The 17,383-nt window shown below is 33.7% G+C and carries 20 protein-coding genes; 9 read left to right on the top strand and 11 right to left on the bottom strand.

What is annotated here, in order from left to right; translation table 11 throughout:
• Window positions 1-55: 55 nt before the first annotated feature.
• The 6 genes from MK115_RS01710 to fba all read left to right on the top strand — a co-directional run bounded on the left by MK115_RS01710 (window position 56) and on the right by fba (window position 5,861).
• On the top strand, window positions 56-952 hold the full coding sequence (locus MK115_RS01710) for a phosphoribulokinase (RefSeq protein ID WP_025881193.1): 897 nt from the start codon (window positions 56-58) through the stop codon (window positions 950-952).
• A gap of 140 nt (window positions 953-1,092) precedes the next feature.
• Window positions 1,093-1,974 carry an acetyl-CoA carboxylase, carboxyltransferase subunit beta gene (accD, locus tag MK115_RS01705; protein ID WP_025890687.1) on the top strand — a complete coding sequence of 294 codons (882 nt, stop codon included), beginning with the start codon at window positions 1,093-1,095 and terminating at the stop codon, window positions 1,972-1,974.
• Between the two features lies 1 nt (window position 1,975).
• The gene (locus MK115_RS01700; RefSeq protein WP_287608593.1) at window positions 1,976-2,368 is read left to right on the top strand and encodes a hypothetical protein; all 393 of its coding nucleotides are present in this window, start codon (window positions 1,976-1,978) and stop codon (window positions 2,366-2,368) included.
• A 2-nt stretch (window positions 2,369-2,370) separates the two neighbouring features.
• Window positions 2,371-3,468 (top strand): Gfo/Idh/MocA family protein, encoded by a 1,098-nt coding sequence (locus MK115_RS01695; protein ID WP_287608591.1) that lies wholly within the window; start codon window positions 2,371-2,373, stop codon window positions 3,466-3,468.
• Window positions 3,469-3,571: 103 nt separating this feature from the next.
• On the top strand, window positions 3,572-4,639 hold the full coding sequence (locus tag MK115_RS01690; RefSeq protein WP_025972054.1) for a class I fructose-bisphosphate aldolase: 1,068 nt from the start codon (window positions 3,572-3,574) through the stop codon (window positions 4,637-4,639).
• A 148-nt stretch (window positions 4,640-4,787) separates the two neighbouring features.
• On the top strand, window positions 4,788-5,861 hold the full coding sequence (gene fba / locus MK115_RS01685) for a class II fructose-bisphosphate aldolase (RefSeq protein WP_011376344.1): 1,074 nt from the start codon (window positions 4,788-4,790) through the stop codon (window positions 5,859-5,861).
• A 50-nt stretch (window positions 5,862-5,911) separates the two neighbouring features.
• Here the strand turns inward: fba and purQ are convergent, their stop codons facing one another.
• The 5 genes from purQ to MK115_RS01660 form a co-directional block, all read right to left on the bottom strand.
• Window positions 5,912-6,577, bottom strand: coding sequence for a phosphoribosylformylglycinamidine synthase subunit PurQ (gene purQ / locus MK115_RS01680; protein ID WP_075507936.1), 666 nt, complete (start codon window positions 6,575-6,577; stop codon window positions 5,912-5,914).
• A 1-nt stretch (window position 6,578) separates the two neighbouring features.
• Entirely contained in the window at window positions 6,579-6,833 is a 255-nt protein-coding gene (gene purS / locus MK115_RS01675) for a phosphoribosylformylglycinamidine synthase subunit PurS (RefSeq protein WP_011376342.1), read from the bottom strand.
• A 97-nt stretch (window positions 6,834-6,930) separates the two neighbouring features.
• Window positions 6,931-7,095, bottom strand: coding sequence for a hypothetical protein (locus MK115_RS01670; protein ID WP_187151459.1), 165 nt, complete (start codon window positions 7,093-7,095; stop codon window positions 6,931-6,933).
• A 46-nt stretch (window positions 7,096-7,141) separates the two neighbouring features.
• Complete coding sequence (locus tag MK115_RS01665) at window positions 7,142-8,206, bottom strand: GTP-binding protein (protein ID WP_287608576.1); 1,065 nt, start codon at window positions 8,204-8,206, stop codon at window positions 7,142-7,144.
• Between the two features lie 9 nt (window positions 8,207-8,215).
• Window positions 8,216-8,728: a pentapeptide repeat-containing protein gene (locus MK115_RS01660; protein WP_011862813.1), complete on the bottom strand. Its 513-nt coding sequence runs from the start codon at window positions 8,726-8,728 to the stop codon at window positions 8,216-8,218.
• A gap of 63 nt (window positions 8,729-8,791) precedes the next feature.
• Here MK115_RS01660 and MK115_RS01655 point away from each other — a divergent pair, with 63 nt between their 5' ends.
• Genes MK115_RS01655 through ilvD form a run of 3 tightly spaced genes read left to right on the top strand, consistent with a single transcriptional unit; the run spans window position 8,792 to window position 11,426 of the window.
• A complete protein-coding gene (locus MK115_RS01655) occupies window positions 8,792-9,409 on the top strand; it encodes a uracil phosphoribosyltransferase (protein WP_287608572.1) in 618 nt (205 codons plus the stop codon).
• Between the two features lie 29 nt (window positions 9,410-9,438).
• Window positions 9,439-9,729 carry a hypothetical protein gene (locus tag MK115_RS01650; protein WP_011376338.1) on the top strand — a complete coding sequence of 97 codons (291 nt, stop codon included), beginning with the start codon at window positions 9,439-9,441 and terminating at the stop codon, window positions 9,727-9,729.
• A 23-nt stretch (window positions 9,730-9,752) separates the two neighbouring features.
• Window positions 9,753-11,426 (top strand): dihydroxy-acid dehydratase, encoded by a 1,674-nt coding sequence (gene ilvD, locus MK115_RS01645; RefSeq protein ID WP_025891605.1) that lies wholly within the window; start codon window positions 9,753-9,755, stop codon window positions 11,424-11,426.
• A 21-nt stretch (window positions 11,427-11,447) separates the two neighbouring features.
• On the opposite strand, the gene MK115_RS01640 is transcribed toward ilvD, so the two are convergent.
• The 6 genes from MK115_RS01640 to MK115_RS01615 all read right to left on the bottom strand — a co-directional run bounded on the left by MK115_RS01640 (window position 11,448) and on the right by MK115_RS01615 (window position 17,378).
• Window positions 11,448-11,834, bottom strand: coding sequence for a DUF8659 family protein (locus tag MK115_RS01640; RefSeq protein WP_011818278.1), 387 nt, complete (start codon window positions 11,832-11,834; stop codon window positions 11,448-11,450).
• Window positions 11,824-12,372 carry a CIA30 family protein gene (locus MK115_RS01635; RefSeq protein ID WP_025927502.1) on the bottom strand — a complete coding sequence of 183 codons (549 nt, stop codon included), beginning with the start codon at window positions 12,370-12,372 and terminating at the stop codon, window positions 11,824-11,826. The genes MK115_RS01640 and MK115_RS01635 overlap by 11 nt, the downstream gene beginning before the upstream one ends.
• Window positions 12,373-12,402: 30 nt before the next feature.
• On the bottom strand, window positions 12,403-13,140 hold the full coding sequence (pgl, locus tag MK115_RS01630) for a 6-phosphogluconolactonase (RefSeq protein ID WP_287608561.1): 738 nt from the start codon (window positions 13,138-13,140) through the stop codon (window positions 12,403-12,405).
• Window positions 13,128-14,546, bottom strand: coding sequence for an NADP-dependent phosphogluconate dehydrogenase (gnd, locus tag MK115_RS01625; RefSeq protein ID WP_287608560.1), 1,419 nt, complete (start codon window positions 14,544-14,546; stop codon window positions 13,128-13,130). Before gnd ends, pgl begins: the two co-directional genes overlap by 13 nt.
• A gap of 95 nt (window positions 14,547-14,641) precedes the next feature.
• Window positions 14,642-15,937, bottom strand: coding sequence for a glucose-1-phosphate adenylyltransferase (locus MK115_RS01620; protein ID WP_025890677.1), 1,296 nt, complete (start codon window positions 15,935-15,937; stop codon window positions 14,642-14,644).
• A 130-nt stretch (window positions 15,938-16,067) separates the two neighbouring features.
• Window positions 16,068-17,378, bottom strand: a complete 1,311-nt coding sequence (locus MK115_RS01615; RefSeq protein WP_075440628.1) for a glutamyl-tRNA reductase — start codon at window positions 17,376-17,378, stop codon at window positions 16,068-16,070.
• Window positions 17,379-17,383: the final 5 nt, after the last annotated feature.

Below are 17,383 nucleotides of genomic sequence, written 5' to 3'. Positions count from 1 at the left end.
AAAACATAAAGTTGGCATATGACCTGTCAGAATCATTAGATATTGTTTTTAAAAAATGTCAAAACGTCATCCAGTAGTCGCTGTAACAGGATCTTCAGGAGCAGGAACAAGTACAGTAAAAAGAGCCTTTGAGCATATTTTTGCCAGAGAAGATATTGTTCCCGCAGTTGTAGAAGGTGATAGTTACCACAGATTTGAAAGAATGCCTATGAAAAAAGCTATGGCAGACGCTCTTTCAAAAGGTGAAAATTTCTCTCATTTTGGTCCAGAGGCTAATCTTTTTGACAAGCTAGAAGAACTTTTTAAAATCTATGGTGAAACTGGAGGAGGAAAGAAAAGATATTATCTACATAGTCTTGAAGAAGCAGAAGAACATAATACAAGACTTGGGACATCCCTAGAACCTGGGCAATTTACTCCATGGGAAGATATTCCTGAGGGAACAGACGTACTTTTTTATGAAGGTTTGCATGGCGGGGTAGAAGGTGATGGATACAATGTGGCATCTTATGCTGATTTACTTGTTGGCGTTGTTCCGATAACAAATTTAGAGTGGATTCAAAAAATCCATAGAGATAACGCAGAAAGAGGTTACTCAGCGGAAACCATTGTGGATACTATATTGAGAAGAATGCCTGATTATATAAATCACATTTGCCCACAATTCAGCAAAACCGATATTAATTTCCAAAGAATTCCCACAATTGACACTTCTAATCCTTTCATATGCAGGAATATCCCAACTCCTGATGAGAGCTTTGTGATCATACATTTCAGAAAAGGGGCAAGAGAGAAATGGGGGATTGATTTTCAATACTTGCTTGGAATGATTAACGATTCATTTATGTCAAGTCCAACAAGTATCGTTGTAAATGGAGGAAAAATGGGATTCGCAATGGAACTAATTCTCACTCCAATAATTCATAAAATGATTGAGGAGAAAAATAAATAATAATTAATTTTCGATTATCAACTCAAATCATTATATTTTTTACTTTGAGGAGTTTTTAATCTAGAGGATCTCAAATTTTTATATATCTTTCTTGATAAAAGTACCTTACTTAGATTTAAATAGAAAAAACAGGAAAAGTTGTGTCATTAATCGACTGGTTTGCCGCAAGGCGTAAAGATCAATTTGTTGGGAAAGTTTCGCAAGATACTGATGAGGGAGATGGTTTGTGGGTTAAATGTTCAGAGTGTTCGCAAGTAGCCTATAGAAAAGACCTAATTTCAAATTTCAATGTTTGTAGTAATTGTGGACACCACAATAGGATTAATAGCGATGAAAGGATAAATATAATTGCTGATAAAAATTCATTCAAAGAATTTGATAGTTCACTAAGTCCTACAGATCCTTTGGGTTTTAAAGATAGAAGAGCGTATGCTGATCGAATTAAAGAAAGTCAAGCAGGTACAGGTTTAAGAGATGGAGTCGTAACAGGTATCTGTTCTGTGAATTCAATGCCTTTAGCATTAGCTGTTATGGATTTTAGATTTATGGGAGGATCCATGGGTTCAGTAGTTGGTGAAAAAATTACAAGGATAATTGAGAGAGCAACTTTAGAAAATTTTCCAATTCTTATTGTTTGCGCATCAGGAGGAGCAAGGATGCAAGAAGGTATGTTAAGTCTCATGCAAATGGCAAAAATATCTGGAGCACTAAAAAAACATAAAGAAAAAAATCTTCTTTATATGCCCTTATTAACTCATCCAACCACTGGAGGGGTAACAGCAAGCTTTGCAATGTTAGGTGATTTAATTTTGGCGGAACCTAAAGCTCTTATTGGATTTGCTGGAAGAAGGGTTATAGAACAAACATTAAGAGAAAAATTACCCGATAATTTTCAAACAGCTGAATATCTGCTTGAGCATGGTTTTGTTGATGTAATAGTTAAAAGGAAAGATCTCAAGGATACTCTGACTAAAATTTTAAAAATTCATGGTGTAAAAGAACTTGCAGAAGCAAATATATAAAATGAGAATAATTTCTAATTTATTTTATTTTTCTTTAAGCCTTCTACTCTTTATTTTAAACTTTGCCTCCTATTCATATGCGATAGGAAATGTTGATTGGGTTCTCCTTAAAGAGAATGATGATGGGAAAGAATGGCTTGATAAAGGGAGTATTAAGCCGCTACCAAATGGTGAAATAAGTGTATTAACAAAGTTCTTTAAGAATCCAACTAATTCTGATGATGATGGAGAGTTATCACTTTATGTAATGAGAATTAATTGCAATGAAAAAAAGTTCAAAGATACATCAATAAATGGAATTCCTCAATTCAATTCAAAATGGCAAACTTCTAATAATGATGAACTTATAGATGTTGTTATTGAAAATAGCTGTTCAGAGTTTATTAATGAATAAGAATGAATACTAAAAATAAAAAATTAAAAATAGCAATCGCTGGACTAGGGTTTGGGAAAAAAGTTCATTTAGAGGCATTAAAAGAGTCTGATCACTTAACTCCTGTAGCAATTTATCATTACGAGAAAAAGCAAAAATCGATATTAGAAAAAGAAACGGGCTTAGATTTTTTTCATAATTGGGAAGACTTAGTTAAATCTCCAAAAATTGATGGAATTATTATTGCCACCCCTCCTGAAACAAGATTTAAATTAGCAAAAAGAGCGCTTGAGAATAATAAAAATTTGTTACTTGAAAAACCCGTTTCAATATCCTCCTCAGAAATTGAAGAGCTTCAGAGAATATCTTTGATTAATAATTTAAGCGTATGTGTTGATTTTGAATATAGAGCAGTACCTCTTTTCCTTCAGACAAAAAAACTTATTGATGAAAATATCTTAGGAGATATATATTTAGTCAAATTAGATTGGTTAATGGGCAGTAGATCCGACCCCAAAAGATCCTGGAATTGGTATTCATTGGAAGAAAAAGGTGGAGGAGTTATTGGCGCTTTAGGTACTCATGCATTCGATATGTTGAATTGGTTTTTTGGAGAAGCAATAAACGTGTCTGGCAAGTTAGCAACATCAATAAAAAAAAGACCTTTACCTAATTCATCTGATTTAAATGATGTTACGAGTGAAGATGTATGTTTAGCCAATATAGAAATATCAAACTACAGCTCGAATCTTATTCCATGTCAGGTATCTTTATCATCGATTTCTAAAAATGGTAGAGGATTTAGTTTAGAAATATATGGAAGCGAAGGTTCACTTATTCTTAAAAGCGAAAACCAAAAAGATTATGTACATGGTTTTAATTTGAAATATTCAAACAACGAAAATAAAATACAAAATCTAACTGCAGATTCAAGTTTTAATTTTGAAAAAACATGGACTGATGGGAGAATAGCTCCAGTTTTGAGAATTCAAAATTTATGGGCTCAGAGTATAATTAATGGAACACCTGTAATCCCAGGCTTATGTGAGGGACTTGCTAGTCATAAAGTTTGCGAAGCCATAAGAGAATCTTCGAAAAGTGGATTAAGTATCAAAATTTAAGGCTATACATTTATAAGTAGCAATTATCACCCGATAAAGTATTGGATTGATTTTATTTTTTTTTCATATTCTGGAAAAATCAATTGAACTGAATTATTAAAGAATGGCTTTAAATTATTACAAAAATGAGCTTAAAGAAAATGCTCAATTACTAGCTTCTAAAGGAAAAGGGATATTAGCGGTAGATGAATCCACTAAAACAGTAGGTAAAAGACTCGCTGGAATTGGCGTTGAGAATACTGAAGACAATAGGAAGGCATATAGAGGAATGCTTTTTACTACAGAAGGTCTTGGCAAATATATAAGTGGAGCAATCCTCTTCGAAGAAACTCTTTATCAGAATCACCAAGATGGTGAGTCAATGGTTAAGAAACTAAATGATTTAGGTATTATTCCAGGTATAAAGGTCGATAAAGGCCTAAATCCACTTCCAGGAGGAGGAGATGTAGAAACTTTTTGCTCTGGCCTAGATGGGTTAGTTGAAAGAGCCGCAAAATATTATGAACAAGGTGCCAGATTTGCAAAGTGGAGAGCAGTTCTGCAAATTACAAATGATGGTTGTCCTTCAAAACTATCAATTCAAGAGAATGCTTGGGGATTAGCAAGGTATGCAAGATCAGTTCAAGAATCTGGTTTGGTACCAATTATTGAACCTGAAATCTTAATGGACGGCGACCATACTATTGAAAAAACTGCTGAAGTTCAAGAAGAGGTAATAAAGCAGGTTTATATTGCCTGTCAAGCAAATGGAGTTTTTCTAGAAGGCACTCTATTAAAACCTTCTATGACTGTTAATGGAGCAGATTGTCCAACAAAGGCTGATCCTATGAAAGTTGCTGAAATGACAATCAGAACTATGGAAAGATGCGTTCCTGCATCTGTTCCTGGAATAGTTTTCTTATCAGGAGGGTTAAGCGAAGAAGCTGCTTCTGTTTATTTAAATAATATGAACACTCTTTACAGGAAAGCTTTATGGAATGTTTCATTCTCCTATGGAAGAGCATTACAGCACTCATGCTTAAAGGCCTGGAAAGGAAGCGACGTTGAAGGAGGTCAAAAAGCATTAATAGCAAGAGCTCAAGCAAACTCTGAAGCTTCAAAAGGTGCCTATGTAGCAGGATCTCAACCTTCATCTGATGAGCAATTGTTTGTGGCAGGCTACACTTACTAACTAAAAAAATCCTAAAAATATACTCTGGGTCATAAAATTAGTTTCTTTAATTTAGTATTTTGTATATCTAATGACGTGACATTTGATACCTCTTTATACTAAACTCTCGGAAACATATGCTTTATATAGCATTTAACTTATTTTAATTATGGCCCTCGTTCCACTAAGACTACTTTTAGATCACGCTGCTGAGAATGGTTACGGTATTCCAGCTTTCAATGTTAATAACCTTGAGCAAGTTCAAGCAATCATGGAAGCAGCATATGAAACTGATAGTCCTGTAATCCTCCAAGCTTCAAGAGGGGCAAGAAATTATGCAGGAGAAATTTTCCTACGTCATCTAATCCTTGCTGCTACAGAAACATATCCTAATATTCCAGTGGTAATGCACCAAGACCATGGTAATGAGCCATCAACATGTTATTCAGCAGCAATAAATGGTTTCACATCAGTAATGATGGATGGTTCTCTAGAGGCAGATGCAAAAACACCCGCTAGTTACGAATATAATGTTGCAGTTACTAAAAAAGTAGTAGATTTTGCTCATTCAGTTGGAGTTAGTGTTGAAGGAGAGTTGGGTTGCTTAGGTTCATTAGAAACAGGAAAAGGTGAGGCAGAAGATGGTCATGGATTTGAAGGTGAACTTTCTACAGATATGCTTTTGACTGATCCTGAAGAAGCTGCAGATTTTGTTGCTAAAACAAAAGTTGATGCATTAGCTATTGCTATAGGTACAAGTCATGGTGCTTATAAATTCACAAGAAAACCTACAGGAGAAGTTCTTGCAATAAGCAGAATTGCTGAAATTCATAAAGCACTTCCAAATACCCATCTTGTAATGCATGGATCTAGTTCAGTTCCTCAAGAATGGTTGGATATCATTAACAAATATGGCGGTGAAATTCCTCAAACTTATGGTGTTCCTGTTGAAGAAATTCAAGAGGGAATAAGAAATGGAGTTAGGAAAGTCAACATTGATACTGATAACAGACTTGCTTTCACTGCCGCGGTTAGAGAGGCAGCATTTGCTGATAAGGCAAACTTCGACCCAAGACATTTCAACAAGCCTGCTAGAAAATACATGAAGCAAGTTTGTCTTGATAGATACAAGCAGTTCTGGTGCGAAGGTCAAGCAAGTAAGATCAAACAAAACAGCACTAATTATTTTGCTGATCTTTACGCAAAAGGTGATTTGGATCCAAAAGTAAAAGCTACTGTTTAATTTCTTCCCAAATTAAATAAAAAAAGACCTCCAAAATTGGGGGTCTTTTTTTATTTCAATATTAATGATTTTAATGTAAAGAGACCATCAGTCCCACCAATTGTCTCGTCACATGCTCGCTCTGGATGAGGCATTAAACCTAGAACATTTCCCTTTTCATTAGTTATGCCTGCGATATCGAATGAGGATCCATTAGGATTATTTTTATATCTCAAAGCGATCAATTCATTATCTACAAGTTTTTTTAAAGTATCAGAATCACAATGATATCTTCCTTCCCCATGCGCTATTGGCAACTTAATAGTTTGTTTTTCATCTCCATTATTAAACCAACCTCCTTTTGAAGAAACAATATCCAGTTCAACGTCATCACAGATAAAATTAAGATTTTTATTTGCAACAAGAGCACCAGGCAAAAATCCTGATTCTGTCAAAATTTGAAACCCATTACAAATTCCTAAAACTCTTTTCCCGCTTTTAACAAACTCATCCAAGGCATTTATTAATGGAGAGAATCTCGCAATTGCTCCGCATCTTAAATAATCACCATAGCTAAATCCTCCAGGTAAAACTATTGCATCTACATCACTTAAATCTGAAGACTCATGCCACAAGTATTTTGTTCTTATGTCTAAACAACCTTCCAATGCCCATGAAACATCACGATCACAATTAGAACCAGGGAAGACAACAACTCCTACAGTAAAATTATCCATCTTATAATTTTTCTAGTGAATACTCATAATCTTCAATAACAGTATTTGCGAATAACCTATCACACAATAAATCAATTTTTTCTCTTACTTCGTTTTCACCATTACCTTCTATTTTTACCTCAATCATTTTTCCTATACGTAATGATTTTATTCCCTCGGCTCCAAGTTTTATAGAAGCAGATTTGGTAGCTTCCCCTGCTGGATCTAAAACTGAGGGTCTTAGTCTTACAAAAACTTTTACAGCAAATTGGTCCAATTAAAAATTAATTTCTACTAGAAGATTAGTTTAAATTTTAATAAAAAGTACTATTGATTAATAAACAAATATTTTTACCTTAAGGTTTTCTGAGTTATTAGATGTTTATGTAGCCTCTACCAAAACATACTAAGCAAGTTCTTCTTGAATTTTCATGTGTTTTAAAATTTCCTGCCCCTCCACATTTTGAACATTTTATTTTATCAATTGATGTAACTTCGTCAGAGATTATTTGTTTTAAAGCAATTTTTGGATTTTCCATCTTGGGCTGTCTACTGTAGTAAGTATCCCGACAGCTAACTATAAAGTCAAATTGCTATTTTTGGGTCACTTAAAATCTTAAATTTCTCTTTAATTTTTCTATTGAAAGTTTTTATAGATTTTTCATCAAAGGAAATTATTACTAATTCAAGCCCAGCATTATCATTTGGTCTCCAACAATTGTCTGGAGCTTCTTCAAACCAAGTATTAATTTTCTTTCCAACAATTTGTATTTGTAAAGGCAATGATTTGTTTGGTATCCAAATACGTCCTTTTATTCGAAGAATGTTTAATTCATCCAAGATTTTTGACATCTCCTTTTCAAAGTCATTTTTTTCAAGGAAATAATTTAATTTAAATGAATCTGATACAAGCTCAACATGATTATGGTCATGTTCTTCCGTTAAAAATTCTTTATAAGTCTCTTTTTTAAAATTAAAGTCAAATAGATAATTTAAATCAATTTTGCCATTCTTGGATTTAAGGACTGGTGTAGATGAGTTTAGACTTCCTTGAATTTTATTTTTTACAACGTCAAACTGATCATCATTTAAGATATCTGATCTAGAGACTAAAACGATATCAGAAACTTCTAGTTGCTCCTCAAAAAGTTCATCTATAGTGGCGTTGTGATCAATTTTATCTGTTTCATTATATTGTTTTGTTATTTTATTTAAATCATTAATTGGTGAACCATTAAGCATTGATTCTCCATTAACGATACCAACAACAACATCAAGGTAGATGGAAGACCTAATCTCAGGCCAGTTAAGTGCTTGAATTAAGGGAATTGGTAGTGCCAAGCCACTTGTTTCGATAATTATTGATTCGATAGGAGGATTAAATTCTAGGAGAGCTTTTATTGATGGAACAAAATCATCTTGAACAGTACAACATAAACATCCATTGTTTAATTCGATTACGCAGTCGTCTTCAGATTCATCACATTTATCACAACTTTTAATCAAATCACCGTCAATTCCAACATCACCAAATTCATTAATTATTAAACCAAATTTTTTATTACTCTCTTTTAATAGATATCTTAGAAAAGTTGTTTTACCTGAACCAAGAAATCCCGAAACAACAATAACTGGAATTTTTTTTTTCATCTTTGATGATTAACAACCTAAGCTATATTCTGTACTCTCTCCTGTAGAACTATTTGTGCCATTAGCAATCGCACATAATTGTTTTTGTTGTGTACGACTAAGAACAGCATCAGTAAAATCTGCACCATCTATTTTTGCTCCTTCAAAATTACTCTCCATTAATAAAGCATTTGTAAAATTAACATCCGAAAGATCTGCATCTGTAAAGTCTGTTGCATAAGCTAGTGCATCTCTTAAATTTGCTCCAGTAAACTTTGAGTTTTGCAATTTACTATTATTGAACACCGCCCCTTCTAAATTACTTTCACTGAAATTAAACCCATTCAAATCAAACTTAACGTATTCGTTACCGCTTAAGTCTTGACCATGCATATCTGGCTCTAAATTAAGGTCTTGCTGGTTTCTAATCTCAGGAGGTCTTTTAGCCCATGCAGAATTTACAGAATTAAAAAATAAAATCCCAACGAATAACAAAGTAATTAATGCATTCTTTAGTGAGGGGAAAACAATTGATTTAATCATAATAAGACTGTATTTTAGAACTTAAGTATTTAAAGTTTGTAAGAGTATCTTAAAGGAAAATATATGGCAATGTCACTAAAGGTTATTGTTCCTCCTCATCCATTAATAAAACATTGGCTTTCAATATTGCGAGAAAAAAATACTCCAAATATTTTGTACTCAACAGGATATGAGCAATTAGGGAAATGGCTTACATATGAAGCATTACGTAATTGGCTGCCATATAAAAAAGAAATAGTAAATACTGATAATGGGGACGCAGATGGATTCTTTATTAATAATGATTATCCAATAAAAGTGCTCGCAATGTTGCCCGAAGGGTTATCTCTTTGGTTTGGATCTAAAGAAGTAATTCCTAATTCAACCCTCTCATTAGGAGAACTTCCTAAAACTATTGAATCAAATGAAGGAGTTATATTTTATTCAGAACAAATAACGACAAAATCAGCAACATTAGAAACTTTAATTAAATTAAAGGAATTAGGTGTTGATTCAAATAGGATTCTTTTAATAACTGCTATTTGCTCAAATAAAGGGTTAAATGAAATTGCGAAATTATTCCCTAATCAGGTAATTTACACTTCTTGCATAGATGAGGAAGACGAAAAAACACAATTATTAGTACCGGGTATTGGGAATCCTTTATCGCGTTTAAGTACTATATTTCAAGATAAGAACTAATATAGAATATAGGAGTAAATATTTTACCAATGTCTGAATACAGAGATTCGTCTTCAAATAATCTTTTATCATTAATAAGCGGTGCTTTTATTGGAGCAGCAGGTCTAGCTTGGTGGTTAATATCCGAAGCAGACAAAAGAAAGGAGGAAAAAAAACAAAAAGCAATGATGTATTCCTCCAGAATTCAAGACGGCTCAGAAGCGATTGATTCAAATGAAAATATAAATGAAGTTGAAGGAGAGAATCTGGAGAAGAAAGTTGAGCAACTTAATTCTGCAATTGCTGATGTGAGGAAGCAACTTGAAGAGTTGGGGCAATAGAATAAAAAAGGTTCTCAAATAATATGAATAAACTCAGATCATCTGCAATAACCCAAGGTGTGCAAAGATCCCCTAACAGATCGATGTTAAGAGCTGTTGGATTTAATGATGAAGATTTTAATAAACCTATTATTGGAGTTGCAAATGGATACAGCACCATAACACCATGCAATATGGGTTTAAATAAGTTAGCTCTAAAAGCTGAAGAGTCAATAAAAAGATCAGGTGGGATGCCTCAGATGTTTGGGACTATAACAGTAAGTGATGGGATTTCTATGGGAACAGAGGGCATGAAATATTCCCTAGTTTCAAGAGAAGTTATTGCTGATTCAATTGAAACAGCATGCAATGCTCAGAGTATGGATGGAGTACTTGCTATAGGTGGATGTGATAAAAATATGCCGGGTGCCATGATTGCGATTGCAAGAATGAATATTCCCTCAATTTTCATTTATGGAGGGACAATAAAGCCTGGGAAATTGCATGGAGAAGATCTTACTGTTGTTAGTGCATTTGAAGCTGTTGGACAATTAACATCAGGCAAAATTAATGAAGAAAGGCTAATCCAAGTTGAGAAAAATTGTATTCCTGGTGCTGGTAGCTGTGGAGGAATGTTTACAGCTAATACAATGTCTGCGGTTATTGAAGTATTAGGGTTAAGTCTTCCTCACAGTTCCACTATGGCTGCTGAAGATCTTGAAAAAGAACTAAGTGCAGATAAAAGTGCTGAGATATTAGTCTCTGCAATAGAAAAAGATATAAGACCTCTAGACCTAATGACTAAGAAAGCATTTGAAAATGCAATATCAGTAATTATGGCAATTGGCGGATCAACAAATGCGGTATTGCACATCTTAGCTATTGCGAATACTGCAGGAATAGATATCAACATTAATGATTTTGAGAGAATCAGACAAAAAGTACCCGTTATTTGTGACCTTAAACCGAGTGGTAAATATGTGACGGTGGATCTTCATAAGGCAGGTGGGATTCCACAAGTAATGAAAATACTTTTGAATGCAGGATTAATTCATGGCGATTGCAAAAACATTGAAGGCAAAACCATCTCAGAATACTTACAGAATATTCCAGATAAGCCTCCAACAAATCAAAATGTCATAAGAGACATAGATGACCCTCTTTATAAAAAAGGACATCTAGCGATATTAAAAGGTAACTTAGCGAGCGAAGGTTCTGTAGCCAAAATTAGCGGAGTAAAAAACCCTGTATTAACAGGTCCCGCAAAGATTTTTGAAAGTGAAGAGGATTGTTTAAAATCGATATTAAATAACGATATCAAAGCTGGTGATGTTGTTGTTATTAGAAACGAAGGTCCTGTAGGAGGTCCAGGCATGAGAGAAATGTTAGCTCCAACATCTGCGATTGTTGGTCAAGGGCTAGGAGAGAAGGTGGCTTTAATTACCGATGGCAGATTTAGCGGGGGTACCTATGGTCTTGTTGTGGGTCACATAGCTCCAGAGGCTGCTGTAGGAGGAAATATTGCTCTAATAAAACAAGGTGATTTAATTACAGTAGATGCTGTAAAACAACTAATTGAAGTTGATTTATCTGACGAAGAATTAGAAAAAAGAAAAAAAGATTGGGTAAAACCTATTCAAAAATACAAAAGAGGAATTCTTTCAAAATATTCGAGAATCGTAAGCACATCAAGTTTAGGGGCTGTTACTGATTTATAAATCAGCTCAAATTTTATTTTCTTAATCAATAAAACTTTTTATCCTATTTGCTAAATTTTCCAATCTAGCGCTGTATTTTGGTGAGTTGCATTTTTTCCCATTATTGCTATCCATCCATAATGTTTTAACTCCACACCATAATATTGGTTCATCAGGGAAGTTAAGCTTAGAGATTACTAAAACCAACTCTTTATTTGATTTAAAAAGTTCTAATTCAAGATCATAAATTTCTAATCTTTTACCTTCTTTATCTCGACATAAGATATTAACTGTTAAATCAATATCTTCATCTTCGAATTCGTATTCACCATTTATTTTTACTACAGAATGAACAAAAGGTTTATTTGTTAAATCTGCTGACTTAGCGATTAAGCTCTCTATATTTTTAGGTGGATTTTCAAATAACACTTATTGATTTAATTAAAACTTTTATTGAACCCTGTTTAAACTCATTATTAAGTAATCCATCATCACCGAACTTAGAGTGTAGTAGTTGCAATCTTTTAATTTTAGATGGCTTGAATTTAAATGGAAAACGTACTTTATTAGCTCTTACTGAAGGTTTTAACTCACTAAAAGGAATTTGAACATTTGTTGTCCCGAATTTTTTTGTTGGGAATGATTTAATCCATCTAAGTCCACCCGGAATAAATTCGGTTAGTCCTAGTAGATCATCTTCACAAGCGACAGCAAATTTAAAAGTTCTTCCTTGTCCATCAATATTTAATTCAAAGGATGAATACTCAGATACATTTAAAGAAGGTTTATATATAGACGATCTACAACTAACAAATCCTCCTGCTTTCTCGACAATATTACCCTTTAATATCAAACCCGAATTTGAAATTTCACAAAAAGCTGAACTTGATCCGCCCATAACAGTATCATTTAATGTTTTCCAACCATCGAACTCCTTTTTCTGGAATAAAAATTTTTTCTTACTCATTAAATAATTTAAATTATTAATAGACTTTAACTAAATTTCTAATTCTTTTGCTGATTCCTGATCACAAAATATTGAAATTTGATTAATAGATTTTATTAATTTTGATGGTGTTCTATCTGGTGGCTCTTTTTCATCTAATAACCTCTCAAGAGCAATTCTTTTAGAAGCTCCACTAACTAAAAATACTATCTTTGAAGAAGCTGAAAGAACCTTTGGAGTTAATGAAATTCTTTTTAAACCTTTACCTTCATTAAAAATAACAAAATCATCTACATTATTATTTTTTTGATAAGGGAATAGTGAGGCTGTATGACCATCGTCTCCAAGACCTAATAATGTTAAATCAAAAGTTGGAGGGTTTGATCCGCATTTTTCAAATAATTTAGAAATAAATTGATTTTTTGTAGCTTCATCATCAGCATTTAAATCATTGAAAATTTCATAAAAAAAAGCTTTAGATCCAAAATTAGTTAACAATGAATTCTTCAACATTAACGAGTTACTCAATTCTGAATTTGGATCAACACATCTTTCATCCCCTAAAAAGACATCAACCATATCCCATCTAAGATCACTTTTTGATAAAAGCTTATAGACAGATTTAGGAGTTGAACCTCCACTTACACAAAATTTGAACCTGTCTTTCTTTTTTAAAGTATGAATAATGTGACTTTCAATAAACTTAAAAACCGCTGTAGATAGCTCTAACTTGTCTTTGTAAATGTTAAGTGTATATCCATTTTTAACCTTTTCAATCATTTCATCCATTCAGTATGAAAACTACCTTCCTTATCAATTCTTTCATATGTATGAGAGCCAAAACAGTCTCTCATTGCCTGAACAAGATTCTGAGGAAGTCTATTGGTTCTATAACTATTCAAATAATCTAAAGTACTGGATAGACATGGGACTGGTATACCAGCTTTTGTGGATAAAGAAACTACTTTAGCTAAGTTATCTAATCTTGTCGCAATTTCATTATTGAACCAATCATCAAAAATTAAATTTTTTAGATTAGGATCTTTGTTATAAGCATCTTGAATTTTACTTAATAATTTTGATCTAATTATGCAACCACCTTTCCATATTTGAGCAATTGACGGCATATTCAAACCATAGTTATATACTGCAGATGCTTCTCTTAAAATATCCATACCTTGGGCATAGCTAGCAATTGTGGCAAGGACTACAGCATCAAATAAAGGTTTCATTCCATCTGATATATTTCCTAAATCAAAATCCTCTATCTCTTTAGATGGAATAGTTTTTTCAATCTCACTACGTTGCTCTTTTAAAGAACTCATTACTCTTGCATTTAAAGATGCATAAATAGTTGGGACTGATACCCCCAGTTCTAGAGCACTTACAACAGTCCATAACCCTGTACCTTTCTGGCCAGCTTTATCTAATATTTTTTCCACGACATCATCTCCAGTTATCTCATCTTTTGTATTTAGACAAATCTCTGTTATCTCAACAAGATAAGAAGCTAATTCATCAGTATTATTCCAAATACCAAATACCTCTGACATCTGCTGTCCATTCATACCTTTGACTCTCTTCATAAGGTCATAAGCTTCTGCAAGTATTTGTTCAATTCCATATTCAATTCCGTTATGAACAGTTTTTACAAAATGACCTGAGCCTCCTGGTCCAACATATGCAACACATGGTCCGTCTTCAACTTTGGCAGCCATTTTTGTTAATAAGCTTTCTATTGCATCATATGAAGCCTTAGTACCACCGGGCATCATACTTGGACCCTCTAGAGCTCCTTTGGCACCTCCAGAGACTCCCATCCCAATGTATCCAAAACTTTTACTTTCAAGAGTATTCACCCTTCTTTCTGTATCTTTAAATTGAGAGTTGCCGCCATCTATTAATAAATCTCCTTCCTCGAGATATCCAGAAATATTATCAATGACAGCATCTGTTGCGGGCCCAGCTTTTACCATCATTAGAATTCTTCTAGGTCTCTCTAGCTTATTAACAAATTCTTGAAGAGTTTCAGCTCCTTCTATATTCTTCCCAAGGCCACGACCTTGTAAAAATTCTTCGGTTTTTGAGTAAGTCCTATTAAAAACTACACTAGAAAATCCATTTCTCTCTGCGTTAAGAACTAAATTTTCGCCCATAACACCAAGACCTATTAAACCAAAATGTGCCTTGGACATAAAAAATTAAAAAACTCAATAAATATAGTGTGCCTGCAACTCAACAAAATTGCTCAAAAAAAATACTTATGTCAGCGAAAAATGATCGAAAAGATTTAAATAACAGTTCCGTTTGCAATAGTTGCATTTTTAACTACTACAACAATTCCATTTCTTATGTAGAAGCCTAATTCTGGCTTATCTGCTTCTTCTACTCGATCTTTATTAATTATCACAACATTATCCCCAATCCTTGTATTCTTATCAAGAATTGCTCTTTTTACAGTAGTTCCTTCACCTACTCCAAGAGGTGTTCCGCCTCCTTTTCTTAATTCAATCCTCTCTTCAGGCGATTCAAAGAAATCGGCACCCATAACAAGAGTATCCTCAAGAACCGAATCACTTTCAATCCTGCTTCTTACACCTAAAACACAATGTAAAATACTGCATGACTTCAAGATTGTACCTTCACAAACTATTGAATCAGTAATTTGAGCATCTACAAGTTTAGAAGGGGGGAGAAATCTAGGTCTTGTATAAATTGGAAATTTCTCATCATAAAAACTAAATGGAGGTTTTGGTTGCTCAGTCAATGCAAGGTTTGACTCAAAGAATGCCCCAATGGTGCCGATATCTTCCCAATAATCATCGAATACATAACTTTTAAGAGTATCGCCTCTATTGAGGGCTTCTGGAATTATGTCCTTACCAAAATCCGTATAATTAGGAAATTTATTTAGAAGATCGAAAAGAGTATTTCTGCTAAAAACGTAAATACCCATAGAGGCTAGATATGGTTTTTCGGCAGCTGACTCCTTACTTAATCCAAATTTTGAAGTATCTACTGCCATTGCCTTCAACTTCTCTCCAGTAGGCTTTTCACTGAATTCTTTTATATTTCCTAAATCATCTGTTCTCATGAGGCCAAAACCTTCTGCTTGAGCTTCATCAACAGGCAAAGCTGCAACAGTTAAATCAGCACCATTATCTCTATGATGTTGAACAAATAAACTGTAGTCCATTCTGTACAGTTGATCACCTGACAATATTAAATATTCATCAACATCCCATTCTTGAAATAACCATTGGTATTTTCTTACAGCATCAGCAGTACCTTCAAACCACTTCGGACTATCAGGAGTCTGTTGTGCCGCTAAAACCTCCACAAATCCTTGGCCGAAAGGGCCATTTAAATTATAGGTTCTTCCTATATGTCTATTTAGAGATGCACTATTGAACTGGGTCAATACGTACATTTTTTCAATGCCTGAATTTATACAATTACTAATCGGAATATCTATCAAACGATACTTACCTGCCAATGGCACAGCAGGTTTAGCCCTCATTTTTGTTAGAGGGTAAAGTCTAGAACCTTTTCCTCCTCCGAGGATTATGGCCAACACACGCTTCATTCAATCTAATGGAGGTAGATATACAACTACTTAAAGTAACTGATTATGGGCATATTTAGAAATACAAATGGTCAGTTTACAAAGGTATTTCGATAAATCACTGGAAAAACTTAATATAAATCGAAAAAAGTTAGTTATTTTTATCCTCTTCTACCAAAGAAAACAATTTTTCAACGATTTTCAAAGAAACTTGTCTTTCTTCTCTTGATTGAGGACTTCTCAACTTGGTGACCGGCGTATGAAGTATTTTATTAATTATTCCTTTAGTCAGAGCTTCCACAACTTTTCTTTCTCTAGCCGAAAAATCTGGTCCCATCCTACTAAGTGCTTTTTGCAATTCCTCTTTTCTAATTAACTCCAAATCTGATCTAAGTTTATTAATTACTGGAACCGCCTCTAAACTTGCCCACCATTCTAGAAAAATGATCCTTTCTTCTTCTACTAAAGATTCCGCTTCCTTTGCTATTTTCTGTCTAAATTCTTGATTTCTTGAAACGACCTCTTGTAAGTCATCAACATCAAATGATTTTACAAATTCATGTTGTTTGACATCATTAGATATATTTCTCGGTACACCAATATCAATAAATTTAAGTCTATTACTCAAATTTATTTTTTCAATTTTTGTGAGATCAATAATTGGCTCTTCAGAAGCAGTACTGGTGAAAACAAGCGAAGATAATGATATGTTTTCTTCTAATTCGTTTAACCCTTTACAAACAATCTCTAAATCAGGGAAGTCTTGAGCAAGATTTAATGCTCTATCAATATTTCTATTTAAAAGGATAAGTTTATGACATCCTTTTGATTTTAAATGAGTTATTAAAAGCCTACTCATTCGTCCGGCGCCAACAACAAGAACGTTCTCTGATTCCAAACTTACAAGAGTATCAAAACCCTTTTCTTGTCCAATTTTTAATTGAGCTAGTTCTACCGCTGCTGAACTGATTGACACAGCTCCAGTTCCTAAATTTGTTTCGGATCTTACTTTTTTACCTGTACTAACTGATTGAGTTAATAATCTATTAAGAATTGGTCCAGTAGATTGATTCTCTTGACCTAATCTCATCATTTTTTTTACCTGCGAAAGGATTTGTCCTTCCCCTAAAACGAGGCTATCGAGTCCTGCCGAGACTTTCATCAAATGCAAAACTGCTTCTTCCTGTCTAAAGCAAAAAAGATGTGGATTTAAATCTTCAAAAATAATTCCAGAATATTCTGATATGAATTCTTTAATAGATGAAATTCCAGTATTTTTATCCTTTACTAGCGCATATATTTCCAGCCTATTACAAGTACTTAAGATTGACACCTCTAATACATCAGAGAAAGCTTTTAATGCTTTCAATGATTCTGTTATGGATTGGTCAGGAATACTTAACTTCTCACGCACTTCGACAGGTGCCGTGCGATGACTCAGTCCGACGACAACAATATGCATAAAAT

The sequence above is a fragment of the Prochlorococcus sp. ALOHA_ZT_50 genome (assembly GCF_022447305.1).
Taxonomy (GTDB): Bacteria; Cyanobacteriota; Cyanobacteriia; order PCC-6307; family Cyanobiaceae; genus Prochlorococcus_A.
This window is presented reverse-complemented; position numbering and strand designations above follow the sequence as displayed.

What these genes read in the sequence shown, in the direction of transcription:
- MK115_RS01710 (WP_025881193.1), top strand. Translation starts at nt 56, where the DNA reads ATGTCAAAACGTCATCCAGTAGTCGCTGTAACAGGATCTTCAGGAGCA.
- MK115_RS01700 (WP_287608593.1), top strand. Translation starts at nt 1,976, where the DNA reads ATGAGAATAATTTCTAATTTATTTTATTTTTCTTTAAGCCTTCTACTC.
- MK115_RS01695 (WP_287608591.1), top strand. Translation starts at nt 2,371, where the DNA reads ATGAATACTAAAAATAAAAAATTAAAAATAGCAATCGCTGGACTAGGG.
- MK115_RS01690 (WP_025972054.1), top strand. Translation starts at nt 3,572, where the DNA reads ATGGCTTTAAATTATTACAAAAATGAGCTTAAAGAAAATGCTCAATTA.
- fba (WP_011376344.1), top strand. Translation starts at nt 4,788, where the DNA reads ATGGCCCTCGTTCCACTAAGACTACTTTTAGATCACGCTGCTGAGAAT.
- purQ (WP_075507936.1), bottom strand. Translation starts at nt 6,577, where the DNA reads ATGGATAATTTTACTGTAGGAGTTGTTGTCTTCCCTGGTTCTAATTGT.
- MK115_RS01670 (WP_187151459.1), bottom strand. Translation starts at nt 7,095, where the DNA reads ATGGAAAATCCAAAAATTGCTTTAAAACAAATAATCTCTGACGAAGTT.
- MK115_RS01665 (WP_287608576.1), bottom strand. Translation starts at nt 8,206, where the DNA reads ATGAAAAAAAAAATTCCAGTTATTGTTGTTTCGGGATTTCTTGGTTCA.
- MK115_RS01660 (WP_011862813.1), bottom strand. Translation starts at nt 8,728, where the DNA reads ATGATTAAATCAATTGTTTTCCCCTCACTAAAGAATGCATTAATTACT.
- MK115_RS01655 (WP_287608572.1), top strand. Translation starts at nt 8,792, where the DNA reads ATGGCAATGTCACTAAAGGTTATTGTTCCTCCTCATCCATTAATAAAA.
- MK115_RS01650 (WP_011376338.1), top strand. Translation starts at nt 9,439, where the DNA reads ATGTCTGAATACAGAGATTCGTCTTCAAATAATCTTTTATCATTAATA.
- ilvD (WP_025891605.1), top strand. Translation starts at nt 9,753, where the DNA reads ATGAATAAACTCAGATCATCTGCAATAACCCAAGGTGTGCAAAGATCC.
- MK115_RS01635 (WP_025927502.1), bottom strand. Translation starts at nt 12,372, where the DNA reads ATGAGTAAGAAAAAATTTTTATTCCAGAAAAAGGAGTTCGATGGTTGG.
- pgl (WP_287608561.1), bottom strand. Translation starts at nt 13,140, where the DNA reads ATGGATGAAATGATTGAAAAGGTTAAAAATGGATATACACTTAACATT.
- gnd (WP_287608560.1), bottom strand. Translation starts at nt 14,546, where the DNA reads ATGTCCAAGGCACATTTTGGTTTAATAGGTCTTGGTGTTATGGGCGAA.
- MK115_RS01620 (WP_025890677.1), bottom strand. Translation starts at nt 15,937, where the DNA reads ATGAAGCGTGTGTTGGCCATAATCCTCGGAGGAGGAAAAGGTTCTAGA.
- MK115_RS01615 (WP_075440628.1), bottom strand. Translation starts at nt 17,378, where the DNA reads ATGCATATTGTTGTCGTCGGACTGAGTCATCGCACGGCACCTGTCGAA.